Below are 15,696 nucleotides of genomic sequence, written 5' to 3'. Positions count from 1 at the left end.
CCCCAGCGTTGCCTCCGCCGATGATCCGTCCGTTCCTGTCCTGCATCCTGCTCCTCGCCTCCGCGCCGCTGCTGGCCTCCAGTTTTGCCGGCAGCACCGCCGGCACCTCCGCGGGCGCCTCGTCCAAGGGGTCGAGCAGTTCCTCGGGCGATGACAAGGTGATCCAGGCCGCGCGCGAGGAAGCCGCCGGCTTCGTCGCCAGCGACGGCCGCCTGCGCGGCGCGCGCCTGCAGGCCGCGCTGCTGCACCTGCGCCAGCGCGATGCCGGCGCTGCCCAGGCCAGCGACATGCAACTGGCGCGGGCCATCCTCGCCCGCTGATGCGCCTGGCTGCGGGCCTGGCCGTCGCGCTGCTGCTGGCCAGCGGCAGTGGCCGGGCGCTGGAACTGGCGCTGGACCCGACCGGGCTGGACCCGGCGGCGCAGCAGCGCGCACGCGACCTGTTCGCCCGGGTCCGCGAACGCCTGCCCGAACGCTGGCAGGCCGACCCGCGGCGGCTGACGCTGCGCTTCGATCCGCGCCTGCCGGCCGACATTGCCGGACGCCACCGGCGTGGCCAGCTGCGGCTGTCGCCGGAACTGCTGGAGGTGGCGGCTACGGCCGCCGCGCACGACCTGGCCCGGGCCACCGTGCTGCATGAGATCGCCCACGCCTTCGACCGGGGCGAAGGCGGCGGCTGGTCGCGGCAAGCGGCGTTCCGTCGGCTTGCCGGATGGGACCGGCGGGGGTGCCAACCCGTACACGCTGCGCAGCCCGGATGGCTACGAGCGGCACAGCCCGGCCGAGGCATTCGCGGTCAACCTGGAGTGGTACCTGCTCGACCCGCAGTACCGCTGCCGGCGGCCGGCGCTGGCGGCGTGGTACCGGCAGCAGCTGGGGCCGGCGCCGGGGCCGGCGACGGCCTGCGGCACTGAACTGCCGCTGCTGGTGGCTGGCGCCGCGCCGGCGCAGCTGGAGCTGGAAACGCTGGATCCGGCGCGCGTCTACGCGGTGGATTACCTGCTGGCCGGCGCTGGCGACGCGGCGATGAGCCGTTTCGGCCATTCCATGCTGCGGCTGGTGGTCTGCGCGCCGGGCCGCGAGCCGGGCCCGCGCTGCCGGATGGACCTGGCCTACCACCGGGTGCTGTCCTTCCGCGCCTTCGTCAACGACGTGCAGATCTCCAACTGGCGCGGGCTGACCGGGGCCTACCCGGCACGGCTGTTCGTGCTGCCGCTGGACCAGGTGATCGACGAATACACCCGGATCGAACTGCGCGACCTGCAGGCCTGGCCGCTGTCGCTGTCGCCGGTGCAGATCGACGCGCTGCTGCAACTGGCCGCCCGCGCGCACTGGAGCTACGACGGGCGCTATCGCTTCATCGGCAACAACTGCGCGGTGGAGAGCGGGCGCCTGCTCGACCTGGCGTTGACCCCGCCGCGACGGCGGCTGCAGGCCACCACGCCGCGCGGCGTGCTGCGGCGCCTGCAGGACGCCGGCCTGGCCGCGCGCCTGGCGCCGTCACCGGACAGCGGCCAGGGCCTGTACTTCGCCTCGGCCCGGCAGGATTACGCGCAACTGCTGCATGGCCTGCAGCAGGCGGGCAGGGTGCCGCCGCTGCCGCTCGAACGCTGGCTGGAGAGCCCGCCACGACAACGCGGCGAGCCCGCGCCGGACCTGCCGCTGCAGGCCACCGCGGCCTGGTGGGTGCTGGAGACGGCGGCGCTGCGCCGTGCCGAACTGCGCGCGCTCGCCCAGCTCAAGCGGCACCTGGATGCCGCCCCGCCCGAACTGCAGGCGCAGGTGGCCGACTGGCAGCAGTTCAGCGGCCTGCTCGATGCGCCGGCAGTACTGCTGCCGGCCGGGGGCTACGGCATCGCCCAACCCGATGACCTGGGCGCGCTGGAGCAGACACTCGCGCGGCTTGGCGAAGACGGGCAGGCGCGCTGGCAGGCGCTGCATGAAAGCGCCGAACGGGCCCTGCCACCCGCACGGCGCCAGGAACTGGAGCAGACCCGGCAGCGGGTGCGCTGGCTGGCCGAACGCATGCGCGCGTTGGCGGCCGTGCCGGACTGAGCCGGGGCATCGGCGCCGTTCTTGACCCCGGTCAGGGCGACGGCGGCGGCGCGGCCTAGCATGGGCCGGGTTTCCCACGATGGAGTTCCCGCAATGCCTGTTTCCCTCGATCCGGCCCCGCACGTGCACGTCTTCGATGCGCGCGGCGTGGCGCGGCGGTTCCGCCACTCGGCGATCTTCGGTGCGCTGGGCGCGCTGCGCAACGGCGAGACCATGCGTTTCATCAACGACCACGACCCGATCCCGCTGCTGGACCAGCTTGGCCAGCGCTTCGGCGCGCACCTGTCGATCAGCTACCTGCAGCGCGGACCGGATGCGGTGGTGATCGATTTCGGCGTCCAGGGGCTGCCCGAGGCGTGATCTGCAGCGGGGGGCGCGGGCGCCAGTGGCGTGCCGCGGCTTCCGGCGCAGGCATCGGCGGGACCTGCTGACAGCGCCGGGTCGCGTACCGCCGCCGATGACCATGAACGACGACGGCGCCCGCGGGCGCCGTCGCATGGTGGCCAGCCGTGGATCAGTCGGCGCGGCCGCCGAACTCGCCGGTGGTGGTGTTGACCAGGATGCGCTCGCCGTTGGCGATGTACTCCGGGACCATGATCTCGATGCCGGTGTTGAGCTTGGCCGGCTTCGGGCGCTTGGTGGCGGTGCCGCCCTTGAGTTCCGGCGGGGTCTCGACCACTTCCAGGGTCACGTGCTGCGGCAACTGGATCGCCACCGGCTGCTCGTCGATCACCTGCACGTAGATGCCGGTCAGGCCCTCGGTGATGTAGCCGGCGTCGTCGCCGATCACGTCCGCGTCCAGCGTGTACGGGGTGTAGTCCTCGTCGTCCAGGAACACGAACGCATCGCCATCCATGTACGAGTAGGTGGACTGGCGGCGCAGCAGCTCGACCTCGCTCAGGTTGTCGTCGGCGTCGAAGCTGGCGTCGAGCTTGTTGCCGCCCGGCACGCTGTACATGATGAAACGGAAGCGGACGTTGCCGCCGCGGCCCTGCGGCGAGCTGCGCTCGATGTCGCGGATCTGGTAGACGCCGTTGTTGTATTCGACGACGTTGCCTTTCTTGATATCGCTGGCTTTCATGCTTGGAAAGTCGGTTGGGGTAAGGGTGGAATCGAAGCGGGCGCCTTGTGGGCGCCCGCGGGGTGGATCACTTGGGTGCCAGGCGCACGGCGCCATCCAGGCGGATGGTCTCGCCGTTGAGGTAGGTGTTGCCGATGATGTGGCCGACGAGCGCGGCGAAATCGTCCGGCTGGCCCAGGCGCGAGGGGAACGGGATCGAGGCGGCCAGCGACTCCTGCACGTTGGCCGGCATGCCGTCGACCATCGGCGTCCAGAACACGCCCGGGGCGATCGTCATCACGCGGATGCCGAAACGCGACAGCTCGCGCGCCATCGGCAGGGTCATGCCGACCACGCCGCCCTTGGAGGCGGAATAGGCGGCCTGGCCGATCTGGCCCTCGTAGGCGGCGACCGAGGCGGTGTTGATGATCACGCCGCGCTCGCCGTCGACGCCGGCCTCGTTGTGCTGCATCAGGTCGGCGGCGGCCTTGGCCACGTTGAAGCTGCCGACCAGGTTGACCATCACCGTGGCCTGGAAGTTGGACAGCGGCATCGGCGCCTCGCGGCCGAGCACGCGGCCGGCGCCGAGGATGCCGGCGCAGTTCATCACCACGTTCAGCCCGCCCAGGAACTCGCGCGCGGCGGCCAGGTTGGCGGCCACGCCGGCCTCGTCGGTGACGTTGGTGGTGAAGTAGCGGGCATTGTCCGTGCCCAGCTCGGCGACGGCGGCGGCGCCTTTTTCCTCGTTGAGGTCGAACAGGGCGACCTTGCCGCCGTTGGCGACCAGGTGCCGGGCCACGGCCAGGCCGAGGCCGGAAACGCCGCCGGTGACGACGGCGCGGACGGAGGACAGCTGCATCGGGACGCTACCTGCAATGGGTTGGTCGCTGATTCTAGCCGATGCGGCCGTCCCTACAGCAGGACGGCGGCCGCTCAGTACGGGCGGGGCGCGGGGACGGGCATCAGCGGGTGCGCAGGCAGGCGGAGGGTGGCGGGTACCGGCCGTTCCCGCCACAGGAACTCGATCTGGCAGTCGTCCGCCGCGCGCCGGCACATGGCCAGGGCCTTGTCGATCGCGGCGCGCTCGTCGCGCTCGCCCAGCGCATGGCCGAACGCGGCGCTGCCGCTGGCGATGGCCGAGTATCCGCTGTCGGCCGACGTGCTGGCCACTTCGGTGCAGTTGCCCGAGCGCCGCGCGCAGTGGCCGATGGCGGTCTGCAGGGCAACGCTTGCCGACGGCTGGTTGTAGCCGAAGCCGTAGGCGCCGGTATCGGAGAAGGCAACGGCCGAGGCGGCCATGACGCTGCCTGCGGGCAGCAGGGCGGCGATGAGCAGGGGGGTGCGGAGCATGCGGGAGCGTCCTTTCGTTGCGTTCATCAGGGGGGCGTCATGGCCTGGCCGGCCTTGCTGCCGTTGCCGCGGCCGAGCACGCCGGCCAGCCAGCGCCCGGTGTCGGCCAGTGCCGGCAGGTCGATGCCGGTGTCCATGCCCATGCCGTGCAGCATGTAGACCACGTCCTCGCTGGCGACGTTGCCGCTGGCGCCGCGCGCGTAGGGGCAGCCGCCGGTGCCGGCCACCGCCGAATCGACCACGCGCACGCCGTCCTCCAGGCAGGCGGCGATGTTGGCCAGGGCCTGCCCGTAGGTGTCGTGGAAGTGCACCGCCAGCGCCGCCATCGGCACTTCCGCGGCCACCGCGCGCAGCATCGCGCGCGCCTTGCGCGGGGTGCCGACGCCGATGGTGTCGCCCAGCGAGATTTCGTGGCAGCCCATCGCGTGCAGCGCGCGCGCCACGCGCACCACGTCGGCCAGCGGCACCTCGCCCTGGTAAGGGCAGCCCAGCACGGTGGATACGTAACCGCGTACCGCGATGCCGTCGGCCCTGGCCCGTTCCAGTACCGGTGCGAAGCGCTGCAGCGATTCGTCGATGCCGGCATTGGTGTTGGTGCGGTTGAACTGCTCGGAGGCGGCGGTGAACACCGCCACTTCGCTGGCCCCGGCCGCCAGCGCGCGCACGTAGCCCTGTTCGTTCGGCACCAGCACCGGATAGGCGATGCCGGGGCGGCGGGCGATGCCGGCCATGACCTCGGCGGCGTCGGCCAGTTGCGGCACCCATTTGGGGCTGACGAAGCTGGTGGCCTCGATGGTGCGCAGGCCGGTGGCCGACAGCCGGTCGATCAGCGCGATCTTGTCGGCGGTGGCGACCTGCTGCTTCTCGTTCTGCAGGCCATCGCGCGGGCCGACCTCGACGATGCGGACGAAATCGCTCATCGCCGATCCTCCGCGGCCCAGCGCGGCGGACGCTTCTCGAGGAACGCCGACAGGCCCTCGCGGCCCTCGTCCGAAGCCCGCAGCGCGGCGATCAGGCCGGCATTGGCGCGGTCGAGCGCATCGCGGTCGGCCGGGGCGGCGTGCACCTCGCGCACCAGCACCTTGGCCGACGCCGCGGCGACCGGGCCGGCCTTGCCGATCAGCTCCAGCTGCCGCTGCACCGCGGCGTCGAGCGCGTCGGCGGCGACCACCTGGTGCACCAGCCCCATGCGCAATGCGTCGGCGGCGTCGAAGTGTTCGCCGGTGGCGAACCAGCGCCGCGCCTGGCGCGGGCCGATGGCGGCCAGGACATACGGCGAGATCACCGCCGGCAGCAGGCCCAGGCGGCTTTCGGTCAGGCCGAAGCGGGCGCCCTCGGCGGCGATGGCGATATCGCAGCAGGCCACCAGCCCGACGCCCCCGCCGAAGCTGGCGCCGTGGACGCGGGCGATGGTCGGCTTGGGCAGTTCGTCCAGGGTGCGCATCAACCGCGCCAGCGCCAGTGCGTCCTGGCGGTTTTCCTCCTGCGAGGCGCCGGCCATGGTGCGCATCCACTGCAGGTCGGCGCCGGCCGAGAACGAGGGGCCATGCCCGGCCAGGACCACCGCGCGTACCGCCGGGTCGGCGGCGGCCGCTTCCAGTGCCGCGGTCAGGCTGAAAATCAAGCCGGCGTCGAACGCGTTGTGCAGCTCCGGACGGTTCAGGTAGAGCGTTGCCACGGCCGTGTCGTGGCGAACGAGCAGTGCCTCGCTCATCGGATTCCATGCATGTCTTGGGTGCACGGATCATAGCCGAGCGCCCAGGGCAGCAAGACGCCGTGCGACGGTGCTACAATTGATAACCATTCTTATCAACCTACTCAAAGGCGCCATTCAGTGACGTTGTCAGATTTGCCGCTGCATGCACCCGCGCAGGTGGAGGCGGTGCAGGACCTGCATCCCAACGATGCGATTGCGCGGCGGTTGAGGGAGCTGGGATTCGTCGATGGCGAGGACGTGCGGGTGGTCGCGCGCGGGCCGGTGGGCGGCGAGCCGCTGCTGGTGCAGATCGGCTTCACCCGCTTCGCGCTGCGGCGCAGCGAGGCCGCCCGCATCCGCATCAGGCAGGAGGACGTGGCATGAACGCAGCGACGACCGTGTCGCGGCTGGCGCTGGTGGGCAACCCGAACAGCGGCAAGACCGCGTTGTTCAACCAGCTCACCGGCAGCCGGCAGAAGGTGGCCAACTACGCCGGCGTCACCGTCGAGCGCAAGGAAGGGCGCATGCGCGCCCCGTCCGGGCGCGAATACGCGGTGCTGGACCTGCCCGGAGCCTACAGCCTGCAACCGGCGAGCCTGGACGAGGCCATCACCCGTGACCTGTGCCGCGGCTTCTATCCGGGCGAGCCGGCGCCCGATGCGCTGGTGTGCGTGGTCGACGCCACCAACCTGCGCCTGCACCTGCGCTTCGCGCTGGAAGTGCGCGAGCTGGGCAAGCCGATGATCGTGGCGCTGAACATGGTCGACGCGGCGCGCCGGCGCGGCATCGCCATCGACGTGGCGGCGCTGGAACGGGCGCTGGGCGTGCCGGTGGTGGAAACCGTCGCGGTGCGCCGCAACGGCGCCAGCGAACTGGTCGCGCGGATCGACGCGATGATGCCGCAGGTGGCGTCGATGGCGCCGCCGCAGGTGGTGCCGGCCGCCGACCACCACGCCCAGGTGCGCGACATCCTCGCCGCCGCGGTGAGCATGCCCACGCGCACGGCGAAGATCGACGACGCGCTGGACCGCTGGCTGCTGCACCCGGTGGTCGGGCTGCTGACCCTGGCGGTGGTGATGTTCCTGATCTTCCAGGCGGTCTATGCCTGGGCCACGCCGTTGATGGACGGCATCGAGGCCGGCTTCGCCTGGCTCGGCGCCCTGGTCGGCTCGACCCTGCCGGAAGGGCCGCTGAGCAGCCTGCTGGTGGACGGCATCATCGCCGGCGTCGGCGGCGTGCTGGTGTTCCTGCCACAGATCCTGATCCTGTTCTTCTTCATCCTCGCGCTCGAGGAATCCGGCTACCTGCCGCGCGCGGCGTTCCTGCTGGACCGGATGATGGCGGCGGCCGGCCTGTCCGGGCGCTCGTTCATCCCGCTGCTGTCCAGCTTCGCCTGCGCGGTGCCGGGCATCATGTCCACGCGCAGCATCCAGGACCCCCGCGACCGGCTGGCGACGATCCTGGTCGCGCCGCTGATGACCTGTTCGGCGCGGTTGCCGGTGTATGCGCTGCTGATCGGCGCCTTCATCCCGCAGAAGACCGTGTGGGGCGTGTTCAACCAGCAGGGGCTGGTGCTGTTCGGCCTGTACGCGGCCGGTATCTTCAGCGCGCTGGCGATGTCGTGGACGATGAAGAAGTTCCGCCGCGACAAGGCCGAGCACCCGCTGTTGCTGGAACTGCCGTCCTACCGCCTGCCGCACCTGCGCGACCTGGCGGTCGGGCTGTACGAGCGCGGCATGATCTTCCTCAAGCGGGTCGGCGGCATCATCCTGGCGCTGACCATCCTGCTGTGGTTCCTGTTGTCGTTCCCGGCGGCGCCGGCCGACGCCACCCTGCCGGCCATCGACTACAGCTTCGCCGGGCGCATCGGCCACGCGATGGCGGTGTTCTTCGCGCCGCTGGGCTTCAACTGGCAGATCTGCATCGCCTTGATTCCCGGACTGGCGGCGCGCGAAGTGGCGGTGGCCTCGCTGGCTACGGTGTACGCGCTGTCGGCGGCCGACGACGATGCCGCGGCGCAGGCGCTGACCCCGCTGATCAGCGATGGCTGGTCGCTGGCCACCGCGCTGTCGCTGCTGGTCTGGTACATCTACGCGCCGATGTGCATCTCCACGCTGGCCACGATCAAGCGCGAGACCAACTCGTGGAAGCAGATGGCGTTCGCCGCCGGCTACCTGTTCGCGGCGGCGTGGCTGGCCTCGCTGGTCACCTACCAGGTCGCCGTGGCGCTGGGGGCGGGCTGATGGACCGGGGCCTGCTGCTGCAGTACGCCATCATCGCCCTGGCCGTGCTGGCCAGCGCGTGGGTGGTGCTGAAGAAGCAGTTCCCCGGTACCGTGCGCCGGCTGCGCGGGGCATTGGTGCTGTGGCTGGTGAAGCCGCAGCGCTCGCCGCGGCTGCAGGCACTGGGGCGCCGGCTGGCGCCGCCGGCGGCCGGCGGCGATGATGGTTGTGGTGGCTGCGGCGGCTGCGGGCCGAATCCACCGCGGCAACACTGAATCGCGCGCCGGTGGCGATGGGTCCGGCCGGGCACGGCCCGGGCAGCGCCGCGGAGTCCGCGCTCGCGCCGCTCAGCCTGCGCGTGACCCGAGTTCGGACGCCAGCGCCAGCCACCGTTCGCGCTGCGCCGGGGTGCTGTTGCGCACCACGCCCAGCCGGCTGACCCGCACCGGGCGGATGCCACAGAATTCCAGGATGGTGGCGCGGACCTGGGCGATGCCCGGGTCGCGGTAGATCCAGCGGTAGTACCACGGCGGCGTGTCCAGGGTGGTGATCACCCGTGCGCTGCGACCGGCCAGCAGGCGATCCCACCAGGGCGAATCGCGCCGGTAGCGGAACGCGAAGCCCGGCAGCAGCACGCGATCGAAGAAGCCCTTCAGCAACGCCGGCATCCCGCCCCACCAGGTCGGGTAGACCAGTACCAGGTGGTCGCAGGCGCGGATCGCTTCGGCCGCATCCTCCAGGCCCGGTTCCAGCGGCTGGACCTGGTGGTAGCCATGGTGCAGCACCGGATCGAAGGCCAGCTCGCCCAGCGCGATCAGGCGCACCCGGTGGCCGGCAGCCCCGGCGGCGGTGGCGTAGTTGTGGGCGACGGCGCCGCACAGGCTGTCGCGGTCGGGATGGCCCAGCAGGATCAGGATGGAGCGGGACACGGCAACCTCCGGCAAGGGAAAGGACGCAATACAGGGCACTGCCCGCGGGGCAGGGCCACGCCGGGCGGGTGCGGCTGCCCGGGTGCGGTGTGCGGTGACTGCCTCGGCGACCGTGTGCAGGGCGAAGCCGACCCGGCGCGGTTGCGCATGTCCGGCCGCAGCATGTGTGTGCCCGGGTGCATGAATGGCCGGCCCTGCCGGCGTTGCGTGCCGGCCATGACGACCAGGCCGATGTCCCCGCGCCGGGGCCGGGCGGGTCGGCCGGCGCCATGCGGCATCCCGCGCAGTGCAGTCGCGGTACGTGTTCAGGCGCGGCACCGCGGTATCGGCGGGCCGTCATGCGCTGTGTCCACGCTGGCGCCGCGTGGTCCTGTGTCGCCGCTTGGCATCGGGCGATGGCCATCCGCTGCATGAAGGGATGTTCAGCGTAGCAGCGCCGGCGCTTGCCCGGGCGGGCATGCTGCCGCTAGCCTGCGGGCATGAACCAGACTCCGCTGCGATTGCTCATTCACGGCGCTTCCGGGCGCATGGGCCAGGCCCTGCTGCGGCTGGCCGCAGACGACCCTTCGCTGCAGGTGGTGGCCGCGGTGCTGCGCAAGGCGCCGGCACAGCGCGTGATCGACGGCGTGCCGCATTTCGCCGCCAGTGAAATGCCGGGCGCGCCCGAGTTCGACGTGGCCATCGATTTCAGCCTTCCGGCCGGGTTCGATCCGGTGCTGGCGCTGTGCGTGGACCGTGGCACGGCGTTCGTTTCCGGTACCACCGGCATCGATGCGGCGCAGCAGGCGGCGCTGGCGGCCGCGGCGCAGCGCATCCCGCTGACCTGGGCGACCAATTTCAGCCTGGGCGTGGCGGTGCTGGCCGAGCTGGTGGAACGGGCCGCGGCGAGCCTGCCGGGCTGGGACTGCGACATCGTCGAGTCGCACCACGTGCACAAGAAGGACGCGCCGTCCGGGACCGCGCTCACGCTCGGGGAGTCGGCACGGCATGGCGGCGCCGAGCCGCGCTACGCCAGCCTGCGCGCCGGCGACATCATCGGCGAGCACCTGGTCCAGTTCACCGGGCTGGGCGAGCGGGTGGAACTGGTGCATCGCGCCACCAACCGCGACATTTTCGCGCGCGGCGCCCTGCACGTGGCGCGGCAACTGCACGGGCGCGCCGCCGGACGCTATTCGGTGCGTGACCTGGTGGCGCCCGGCGCAAGCTGAACAGGCGCCGGGGCGGGGCGCGGGAGGACGACGCGGCGACGTACGCGGCGCTGGCGCCGATGGCACCCATGCCTTTACAATTCCCGCTCGCCGAATCACGTCAGCCGGACCGGTTTAACACCGCCGTCCGCGCTTTTTTGCAACCGGTTTTTGCCGTGAGCGCAGGCGTGGCTTCGGAGCCCCCTCGGTAGCCAAAGTGAGATTCCCGTGACCCAAGCCGCAATCCTCGTGCTCGAAGACGGCACCGTATTCGAGGGCGAATCCGTAGGCGCGCCCGGCCTGTCCGTGGGTGAGGTGGTGTTCAACACCGCCATGACCGGTTACCAGGAAATGCTGACCGATCCGTCCTACGCCCGGCAGATGATCACCCTGACGTACCCGCACATCGGCAATACCGGCACCACCGAACAGGACAACGAGGCGTCGCAGGTCTGGGCCGCGGGCCTGATCGTGCGCGACGTGCCGCGCCGTCCGAGCAGCTGGCGCAACCAGCGCTCGCTCCCGGACTGGCTGCAGCAGCGCGGCGTGGTCGCCATCGCCGGCATCGATACCCGCAAGCTCACCCGTATCCTGCGCGAGCGCGGCGCCCAGAACGGCGCGCTGATGGCCGGCCCCGGCCTTGACGTGGACAAGGCGCTGGAAGCGGCGCGCAAGTTCCCCGGGCTGAAGGGCATGGACCTGGCCAAGGTGGTCAGCACCGACAAGCCCTATGCCTGGCGCGAAGGCCAGCTGGACCTGGACCAGGGCCAGTTCGTCCAGGCCGAGCCGAAGTTCAAGGTCGTCGCCTACGATTTCGGGGTCAAGACCAACATCCTGCGCATGCTTGCCGAGCGCGGCTGCGACCTCACCGTGGTGCCGGCACAGACCCCGGCCGCCGAGGTGCTGGCGATGAATCCCGATGGCGTGTTCCTGTCCAACGGCCCGGGTGATCCGGAACCGTGCGACTACGCGATCGAGGCGATCAGGACCTTCCTCGAGAAGAAGATCCCGACCTTCGGCATCTGCCTGGGGCACCAGTTGCTGGGCCTGGCCTCGGGCGCCAACACCATGAAGATGGGCCACGGCCACCACGGCGCCAACCATCCGGTGCAGGACATCGACAGCGGCCGGGTGATGATCACGTCGCAGAACCACGGCTTCGCCATCGACGAGGCCACGCTGCCGCCCGGCCTGCGGGTCACCCATCGCTCGCTGTTCGACCAGACCATCCAGGGCGTGGAGCGCACCGACGCGCCGGCGTTCTCCTTCCAGGGCCATCCGGAAGCCTCGCCTGGCCCGCACGACGTCGCACCGCTGTTCGATCGCTTCATCGCGATGATGGCCCAGGCCAGTTAATCCAGCCGCCGGACCGGCCTCCCGTTCCGGCAAGGCCGCGACGGATGCGGCCATCCAGCGCACGTCTTCACTCACTGCGGCCCGCCGCAGCCCCCATGCGAGTACTGAAATGCCAAAGCGCACCGATCTAAAAACCATCCTGATCATCGGCGCCGGCCCGATCGTCATCGGCCAGGCCTGCGAGTTCGACTACTCCGGCGCGCAGGCGTGCAAGGCGCTGCGCGACGAGGGTTACCGCGTGGTGCTGGTCAACTCCAACCCGGCCACGATCATGACCGATCCGGAGATGGCCGACGCCGTCTACATCGAGCCGATCAACTGGCAGACCGTCGAGAAGATCATCGACAAGGAGCGCCCGGACGCGCTGCTGCCGACCATGGGCGGGCAGACCGCGCTGAACTGCGCGCTGGACCTGGCCGACCACGGCGTGCTGGAGAAGTACAACGTCGAGCTGATCGGCGCCAAGCGCGAGGCCATCCGCATGGCCGAGGACCGCGAGCTGTTCCGCGTGGCGATGCAGGAGATCGGGCTGGAGTGCCCGAAGGCCGCCGTCGCCCATACGCTGGAAGAGGCGCTGGAGATCCAGACCCGGGTCGGCTACCCGACCATCATCCGCCCGTCCTTCACCCTGGGCGGCAGCGGCGGCGGCATCGCCTACAACCGCGAAGAGCTGATCGAGATCGTCAACCGCGGCCTGGAACTGTCGCCGACCACCGAAGTGCTGGTCGAGGAGTCGGTGCTGGGCTGGAAGGAGTTCGAGATGGAAGTGGTCCGCGACACCGCGGACAACTGCATCATCGTCTGCTCGATCGAGAACCTCGACCCGATGGGCGTGCACACCGGTGATTCGATCACCGTGGCCCCGGCGCAGACCCTGACCGACAAGGAATACCAGCGCCTGCGCGACGCCTCGATCGCCGTGCTGCGCAAGATCGGGGTGGACACCGGCGGTTCCAACGTGCAGTTCGGCATCAGCCCGACCACCGGCCGGGTGGTGGTGATCGAGATGAACCCGCGCGTGTCGCGGTCCTCGGCGCTGGCCTCCAAGGCCACCGGTTTCCCGATCGCCAAGGTCGCGGCCAAGCTGGCCGTGGGCTACACCCTGGACGAGCTGAAGAACGAGATCACCGGCGGCCTGACCCCGGCCTCGTTCGAGCCGTCGATCGACTACGTGGTCACCAAGATCCCGCGCTTCGCCTTCGAGAAGTTCCCGGCCGCCGACGCGCGCCTGACCACGCAGATGAAGTCGGTGGGCGAGGTGATGGCGATGGGCCGCACCTTCAAGGAATCGCTGCAGAAGGCGCTGCGCGGCCTGGAGACCGGCAAGATCGGCCTGGACCCGACCGGCCTGGACCTGGGCAGCGAGGACGACATCGCCACGCTCAAGCGCGAGCTGAAGGCGCCGGGGCCCGAGCGCCTGTTCTACGTGGGCGACGCCTTCCGCGCCGGCATGGGCGTTGACGATGTCTACGGCCTGTCCTGGATCGACCCGTGGTTCCTGGACCAGATCGAGGACATCATCGCCGACGAGAAGCAGGTGCGCGCCGAGGGCATCGACGCGCTGGACGGCAAGCGCCTGCGCGCGCTCAAGCGCGCCGGCTTCTCCGACGCGCGGCTGGCGCAGCTGACCGGCACCAACGAAGCGGCGATCCGCGCCCTGCGCCGCGCGCACAAGGTGCGCCCGGTGTACAAGCGGGTGGATTCGTGCGCCGCCGAGTTCGCCACCAGCACCGCCTACCTGTATTCGACCTACGAGGACGAGTGCGAGGCCAACCCGAGCGACCGCGACAAGATCATGATCCTCGGCGGCGGCCCCAACCGCATCGGCCAGGGCATCGAGTTCGACTACTGCTGCGTGCATGCCGCGCTCGCCCTGCGCGAGGACGGCTATGAAACCATCATGGTCAACTGCAACCCGGAGACCGTCTCCACCGACTACGACACCTCCGACCGCCTGTACTTCGAGCCGCTGACGCTGGAAGACGTGCTGGAGATCGTCGAGCTGGAGCAGCCCAAGGGTGTGATCGTGCAGTACGGCGGGCAGACCCCGCTCAAGCTGGCGCGTGCGCTGGAAGCCAACGGCGTGCCGGTGATCGGCACCTCGCCGGACTCCATCGACCTGGCCGAGGACCGCGAGCGGTTCCAGAAGCTGGTGCAGGAACTGGGCCTGAAGCAGCCGCCGAACCGTACCGCGCGCACCGCCGACGAGGCGCTGGTGCTGGCCCGCGAGATCGGCTACCCGCTGGTGGTGCGCCCGAGCTACGTGCTCGGTGGCCGCGCCATGGAGATCGTCTACGGTGAATCCGACCTGGCGCGCTACGTGCGCGATGCGGTCAAGGTTTCCAACGACTCGCCGGTGCTGCTGGACCACTTCCTCGACGCGGCGGTGGAAGCGGACGTGGACATCATCTGCGACAAGGACGGCAACGTCCTGATCGGCGGGGTGATGGAGCACATCGAGGAAGCCGGCGTGCATTCGGGCGACTCTTCCTGCTCGCTGCCGCCGTACTCGCTGTCGCCGGCCACCCAGGACGAGCTGCGCCGCCAGGTGCGCGAGCTGGCCAAGGCACTGAACGTGATCGGGCTGATGAACACCCAGTTCGCGATCCAGCCCGACGCCGACGGCAACGACGTGATCTTCCTGCTGGAAGTGAACCCGCGCGCCTCGCGCACCGTGCCCTTCGTGTCCAAGGCCACCGGTGTGCCGCTGGCCAAGATCGCCGCCCGCTGCATGGCCGGCATGAGCCTGGCCGAGCAGGGCGCGACCGGCGAAGTGGTGCCGGACTACTACTCGGTGAAGGAAGCCATCTTCCCGTTCGCCAAGTTCCAGGGCGTGGACCCGATCCTGGGGCCGGAGATGCGCTCCACCGGCGAGGTGATGGGCGTGGGCCGCAGCTTCAGCGCCGCGTTCGCGCGCGCGCAGGAGGCCGGCGGCATCAAGACCCCGCCGCTGGGCAAGGCCTTCATCTCGGTGCGCGATGCCGACAAGCCGCGCGTGCTGCCGGCGGTGCAGGGCCTGGTCGAGCGCGGTTATTCGGTGGTAGCCACCCGTGGCACCGCGGCCTGGCTGCAGCAGCAGGGCATTGCCTGCGAGGTGGTCAACAAGGTGGTCGAAGGCCGCCCGCACATCGTCGACAGCATCAAGAACGGCGAGATCGTCTACATCGTCAACACGACCGAGGGCCGTGCCGCGATCAACGACTCGTTCTCGATCCGTCGTGAGGCGCTGCAGCAGCGCGTCACCTATTCGACCACGGTGGCCGGCGCCAAGGCGCTGGTGCAATCGCTGGAATTCCGCGGCACCGGCCCGGTCTGGTCGCTGCAGGAACTGCACAAGGAGTTGAACGCATGAGAGCCCCCATTACCCTGAAGGGCGCGCAGCGCCTGCGCGACGAGCTGGAGCACCTGAAGAGCGACAAGCGCCCGAAGGTGATCGCGGCCATCGCCGAGGCGCGCGAGCACGGCGACCTCAAGGAGAACGCCGAGTACCATGCCGCGCGCGAGGAGCAGGGCTTCATCGAGGGCCGCATCAAGCAGCTGGAAGGCGAACTGTCGCATGCCGAGATCATCGACATCAGCAAGCTCAATGCCGGCAGCCGCGTGGTGTTCGGCGCGACGGTGACGCTGGCCGACGTGGAGAGCGACGAGGAGAAGCGCTACCAGATCGTCGGCGACCTGGAAGCGGACATCAAACTGGGCCTGATCGCCATCTCCTCGCCGGTGGCGCGTGCACTGATCGGCAAGAACGAGGGCGACACCGTCGCCATCGCCGCGCCTGCCGGCCAGCGCGAGTACGAGATCGTCAGCGTCGAGTACCTCGATTGAGCGCAGCGGCGTGGGGC

Annotated in this window: 16 protein-coding genes and 1 pseudogene; 11 read left to right on the top strand and 6 right to left on the bottom strand. The window is 70.5% G+C overall.

Annotated elements, in window-relative coordinates; genetic code table 11:
- Window positions 1–20 precede the first annotated feature (20 nt).
- The 4 genes and pseudogenes from F0P95_RS12630 to F0P95_RS12620 all read left to right on the top strand — a co-directional run bounded on the left by F0P95_RS12630 (window position 21) and on the right by F0P95_RS12620 (window position 2,414).
- The gene (locus tag F0P95_RS12630) at window positions 21–320 is read left to right on the top strand and encodes a DUF2388 domain-containing protein (protein ID WP_182334522.1); all 300 of its coding nucleotides are present in this window, start codon (window positions 21–23) and stop codon (window positions 318–320) included.
- A pseudogene (locus F0P95_RS17850) lies at window positions 320–655 on the top strand (DUF4105 domain-containing protein); the annotation flags it as partial. The gene F0P95_RS12630 and the pseudogene F0P95_RS17850, both read left to right, overlap by 1 nt.
- 49 nt (window positions 656–704) lie before the next feature.
- Entirely contained in the window at window positions 705–2,054 is a 1,350-nt protein-coding gene (locus tag F0P95_RS12625) for a lipoprotein N-acyltransferase Lnb domain-containing protein (RefSeq protein WP_182334521.1), read from the top strand.
- A gap of 93 nt (window positions 2,055–2,147) precedes the next feature.
- Window positions 2,148–2,414 carry a DUF2249 domain-containing protein gene (locus F0P95_RS12620; protein WP_182334520.1) on the top strand — a complete coding sequence of 89 codons (267 nt, stop codon included), beginning with the start codon at window positions 2,148–2,150 and terminating at the stop codon, window positions 2,412–2,414.
- Between the two features lie 154 nt (window positions 2,415–2,568).
- Here the strand turns inward: F0P95_RS12620 and yeiP are convergent, their stop codons facing one another.
- The 5 genes from yeiP to F0P95_RS12595 all read right to left on the bottom strand — a co-directional run bounded on the left by yeiP (window position 2,569) and on the right by F0P95_RS12595 (window position 6,178).
- The gene (gene yeiP, locus F0P95_RS12615) at window positions 2,569–3,135 is read right to left on the bottom strand and encodes an elongation factor P-like protein YeiP (RefSeq protein WP_054666021.1); all 567 of its coding nucleotides are present in this window, start codon (window positions 3,133–3,135) and stop codon (window positions 2,569–2,571) included.
- A 67-nt stretch (window positions 3,136–3,202) separates the two neighbouring features.
- Complete coding sequence (locus tag F0P95_RS12610; protein WP_182334519.1) at window positions 3,203–3,973, bottom strand: SDR family NAD(P)-dependent oxidoreductase; 771 nt, start codon at window positions 3,971–3,973, stop codon at window positions 3,203–3,205.
- 74 nt (window positions 3,974–4,047) lie between these two features.
- Window positions 4,048–4,464, bottom strand: a complete 417-nt coding sequence (locus F0P95_RS12605) for a DUF4189 domain-containing protein (RefSeq protein ID WP_182334518.1) — start codon at window positions 4,462–4,464, stop codon at window positions 4,048–4,050.
- Between the two features lie 26 nt (window positions 4,465–4,490).
- Window positions 4,491–5,384, bottom strand: coding sequence for a hydroxymethylglutaryl-CoA lyase (locus F0P95_RS12600; protein ID WP_182334517.1), 894 nt, complete (start codon window positions 5,382–5,384; stop codon window positions 4,491–4,493).
- A complete protein-coding gene (locus tag F0P95_RS12595) occupies window positions 5,381–6,178 on the bottom strand; it encodes an enoyl-CoA hydratase-related protein (RefSeq protein ID WP_182334516.1) in 798 nt (265 codons plus the stop codon). The genes F0P95_RS12600 and F0P95_RS12595 overlap by 4 nt, the downstream gene beginning before the upstream one ends.
- 120 nt (window positions 6,179–6,298) lie before the next feature.
- Between F0P95_RS12595 and F0P95_RS12590 the strand changes: the two genes are divergently transcribed.
- The 3 genes from F0P95_RS12590 to F0P95_RS12580 are packed head-to-tail and all read left to right on the top strand — an operon-like array spanning window position 6,299 to window position 8,657.
- Window positions 6,299–6,544: a FeoA family protein gene (locus F0P95_RS12590; protein WP_182334515.1), complete on the top strand. Its 246-nt coding sequence runs from the start codon at window positions 6,299–6,301 to the stop codon at window positions 6,542–6,544.
- On the top strand, window positions 6,541–8,403 hold the full coding sequence (gene feoB / locus F0P95_RS12585; RefSeq protein WP_182334514.1) for a ferrous iron transporter B: 1,863 nt from the start codon (window positions 6,541–6,543) through the stop codon (window positions 8,401–8,403). The genes F0P95_RS12590 and feoB overlap by 4 nt, the downstream gene beginning before the upstream one ends.
- A complete protein-coding gene (locus F0P95_RS12580) occupies window positions 8,403–8,657 on the top strand; it encodes a DUF6587 family protein (protein WP_182334513.1) in 255 nt (84 codons plus the stop codon). Before feoB ends, F0P95_RS12580 begins: the two co-directional genes overlap by 1 nt.
- A 72-nt stretch (window positions 8,658–8,729) precedes the next feature.
- On the opposite strand, the gene F0P95_RS12575 is transcribed toward F0P95_RS12580, so the two are convergent.
- Window positions 8,730–9,311: an NAD(P)H-dependent oxidoreductase gene (locus tag F0P95_RS12575; protein ID WP_182334512.1), complete on the bottom strand. Its 582-nt coding sequence runs from the start codon at window positions 9,309–9,311 to the stop codon at window positions 8,730–8,732.
- Between the two features lie 479 nt (window positions 9,312–9,790).
- On the opposite strand from F0P95_RS12575, the gene dapB reads away from it, so the two are divergent.
- From dapB to greA, 4 genes are all read left to right on the top strand, one after another.
- Window positions 9,791–10,519 carry a 4-hydroxy-tetrahydrodipicolinate reductase gene (dapB, locus tag F0P95_RS12570; RefSeq protein ID WP_182334511.1) on the top strand — a complete coding sequence of 243 codons (729 nt, stop codon included), beginning with the start codon at window positions 9,791–9,793 and terminating at the stop codon, window positions 10,517–10,519.
- A 207-nt stretch (window positions 10,520–10,726) separates the two neighbouring features.
- The gene (carA, locus tag F0P95_RS12565; protein ID WP_182334510.1) at window positions 10,727–11,854 is read left to right on the top strand and encodes a glutamine-hydrolyzing carbamoyl-phosphate synthase small subunit; all 1,128 of its coding nucleotides are present in this window, start codon (window positions 10,727–10,729) and stop codon (window positions 11,852–11,854) included.
- Between the two features lie 109 nt (window positions 11,855–11,963).
- A complete protein-coding gene (carB, locus tag F0P95_RS12560; RefSeq protein WP_054665992.1) occupies window positions 11,964–15,206 on the top strand; it encodes a carbamoyl-phosphate synthase large subunit in 3,243 nt (1,080 codons plus the stop codon).
- Window positions 15,203–15,679, top strand: a complete 477-nt coding sequence (greA, locus tag F0P95_RS12555; protein WP_182334509.1) for a transcription elongation factor GreA — start codon at window positions 15,203–15,205, stop codon at window positions 15,677–15,679. The genes carB and greA overlap by 4 nt, the downstream gene beginning before the upstream one ends.
- The last annotated feature ends 17 nt before the right edge of the window (window positions 15,680–15,696 follow it).

Origin of the sequence: Stenotrophomonas acidaminiphila, from assembly GCF_014109845.1 — a bacterium.
GTDB lineage: Bacteria > Pseudomonadota > Gammaproteobacteria > Xanthomonadales > Xanthomonadaceae > Stenotrophomonas > Stenotrophomonas acidaminiphila.
The sequence above is the reverse complement of the archived record's forward strand: the minus strand, read 5'-3'. Positions and strand labels throughout refer to the sequence as shown.

Excerpts from the sequence above, each read along its gene's own strand:
- F0P95_RS12605 (WP_182334518.1), bottom strand. The coding sequence starts at position 4,464 with ATGCTCCGCACCCCCCTGCTCATCGCCGCCCTGCTGCCCGCAGGCAGC.
- F0P95_RS12595 (WP_182334516.1), bottom strand. The coding sequence starts at position 6,178 with ATGAGCGAGGCACTGCTCGTTCGCCACGACACGGCCGTGGCAACGCTC.
- carB (WP_054665992.1), top strand. The coding sequence starts at position 11,964 with ATGCCAAAGCGCACCGATCTAAAAACCATCCTGATCATCGGCGCCGGC.
- feoB (WP_182334514.1), top strand. The coding sequence starts at position 6,541 with ATGAACGCAGCGACGACCGTGTCGCGGCTGGCGCTGGTGGGCAACCCG.
- dapB (WP_182334511.1), top strand. The coding sequence starts at position 9,791 with ATGAACCAGACTCCGCTGCGATTGCTCATTCACGGCGCTTCCGGGCGC.
- greA (WP_182334509.1), top strand. The coding sequence starts at position 15,203 with ATGAGAGCCCCCATTACCCTGAAGGGCGCGCAGCGCCTGCGCGACGAG.
- F0P95_RS12620 (WP_182334520.1), top strand. The coding sequence starts at position 2,148 with ATGCCTGTTTCCCTCGATCCGGCCCCGCACGTGCACGTCTTCGATGCG.
- F0P95_RS12610 (WP_182334519.1), bottom strand. The coding sequence starts at position 3,973 with ATGCAGCTGTCCTCCGTCCGCGCCGTCGTCACCGGCGGCGTTTCCGGC.
- yeiP (WP_054666021.1), bottom strand. The coding sequence starts at position 3,135 with ATGAAAGCCAGCGATATCAAGAAAGGCAACGTCGTCGAATACAACAAC.
- F0P95_RS12580 (WP_182334513.1), top strand. The coding sequence starts at position 8,403 with ATGGACCGGGGCCTGCTGCTGCAGTACGCCATCATCGCCCTGGCCGTG.
- F0P95_RS12600 (WP_182334517.1), bottom strand. The coding sequence starts at position 5,384 with ATGAGCGATTTCGTCCGCATCGTCGAGGTCGGCCCGCGCGATGGCCTG.
- F0P95_RS12630 (WP_182334522.1), top strand. The coding sequence starts at position 21 with ATGATCCGTCCGTTCCTGTCCTGCATCCTGCTCCTCGCCTCCGCGCCG.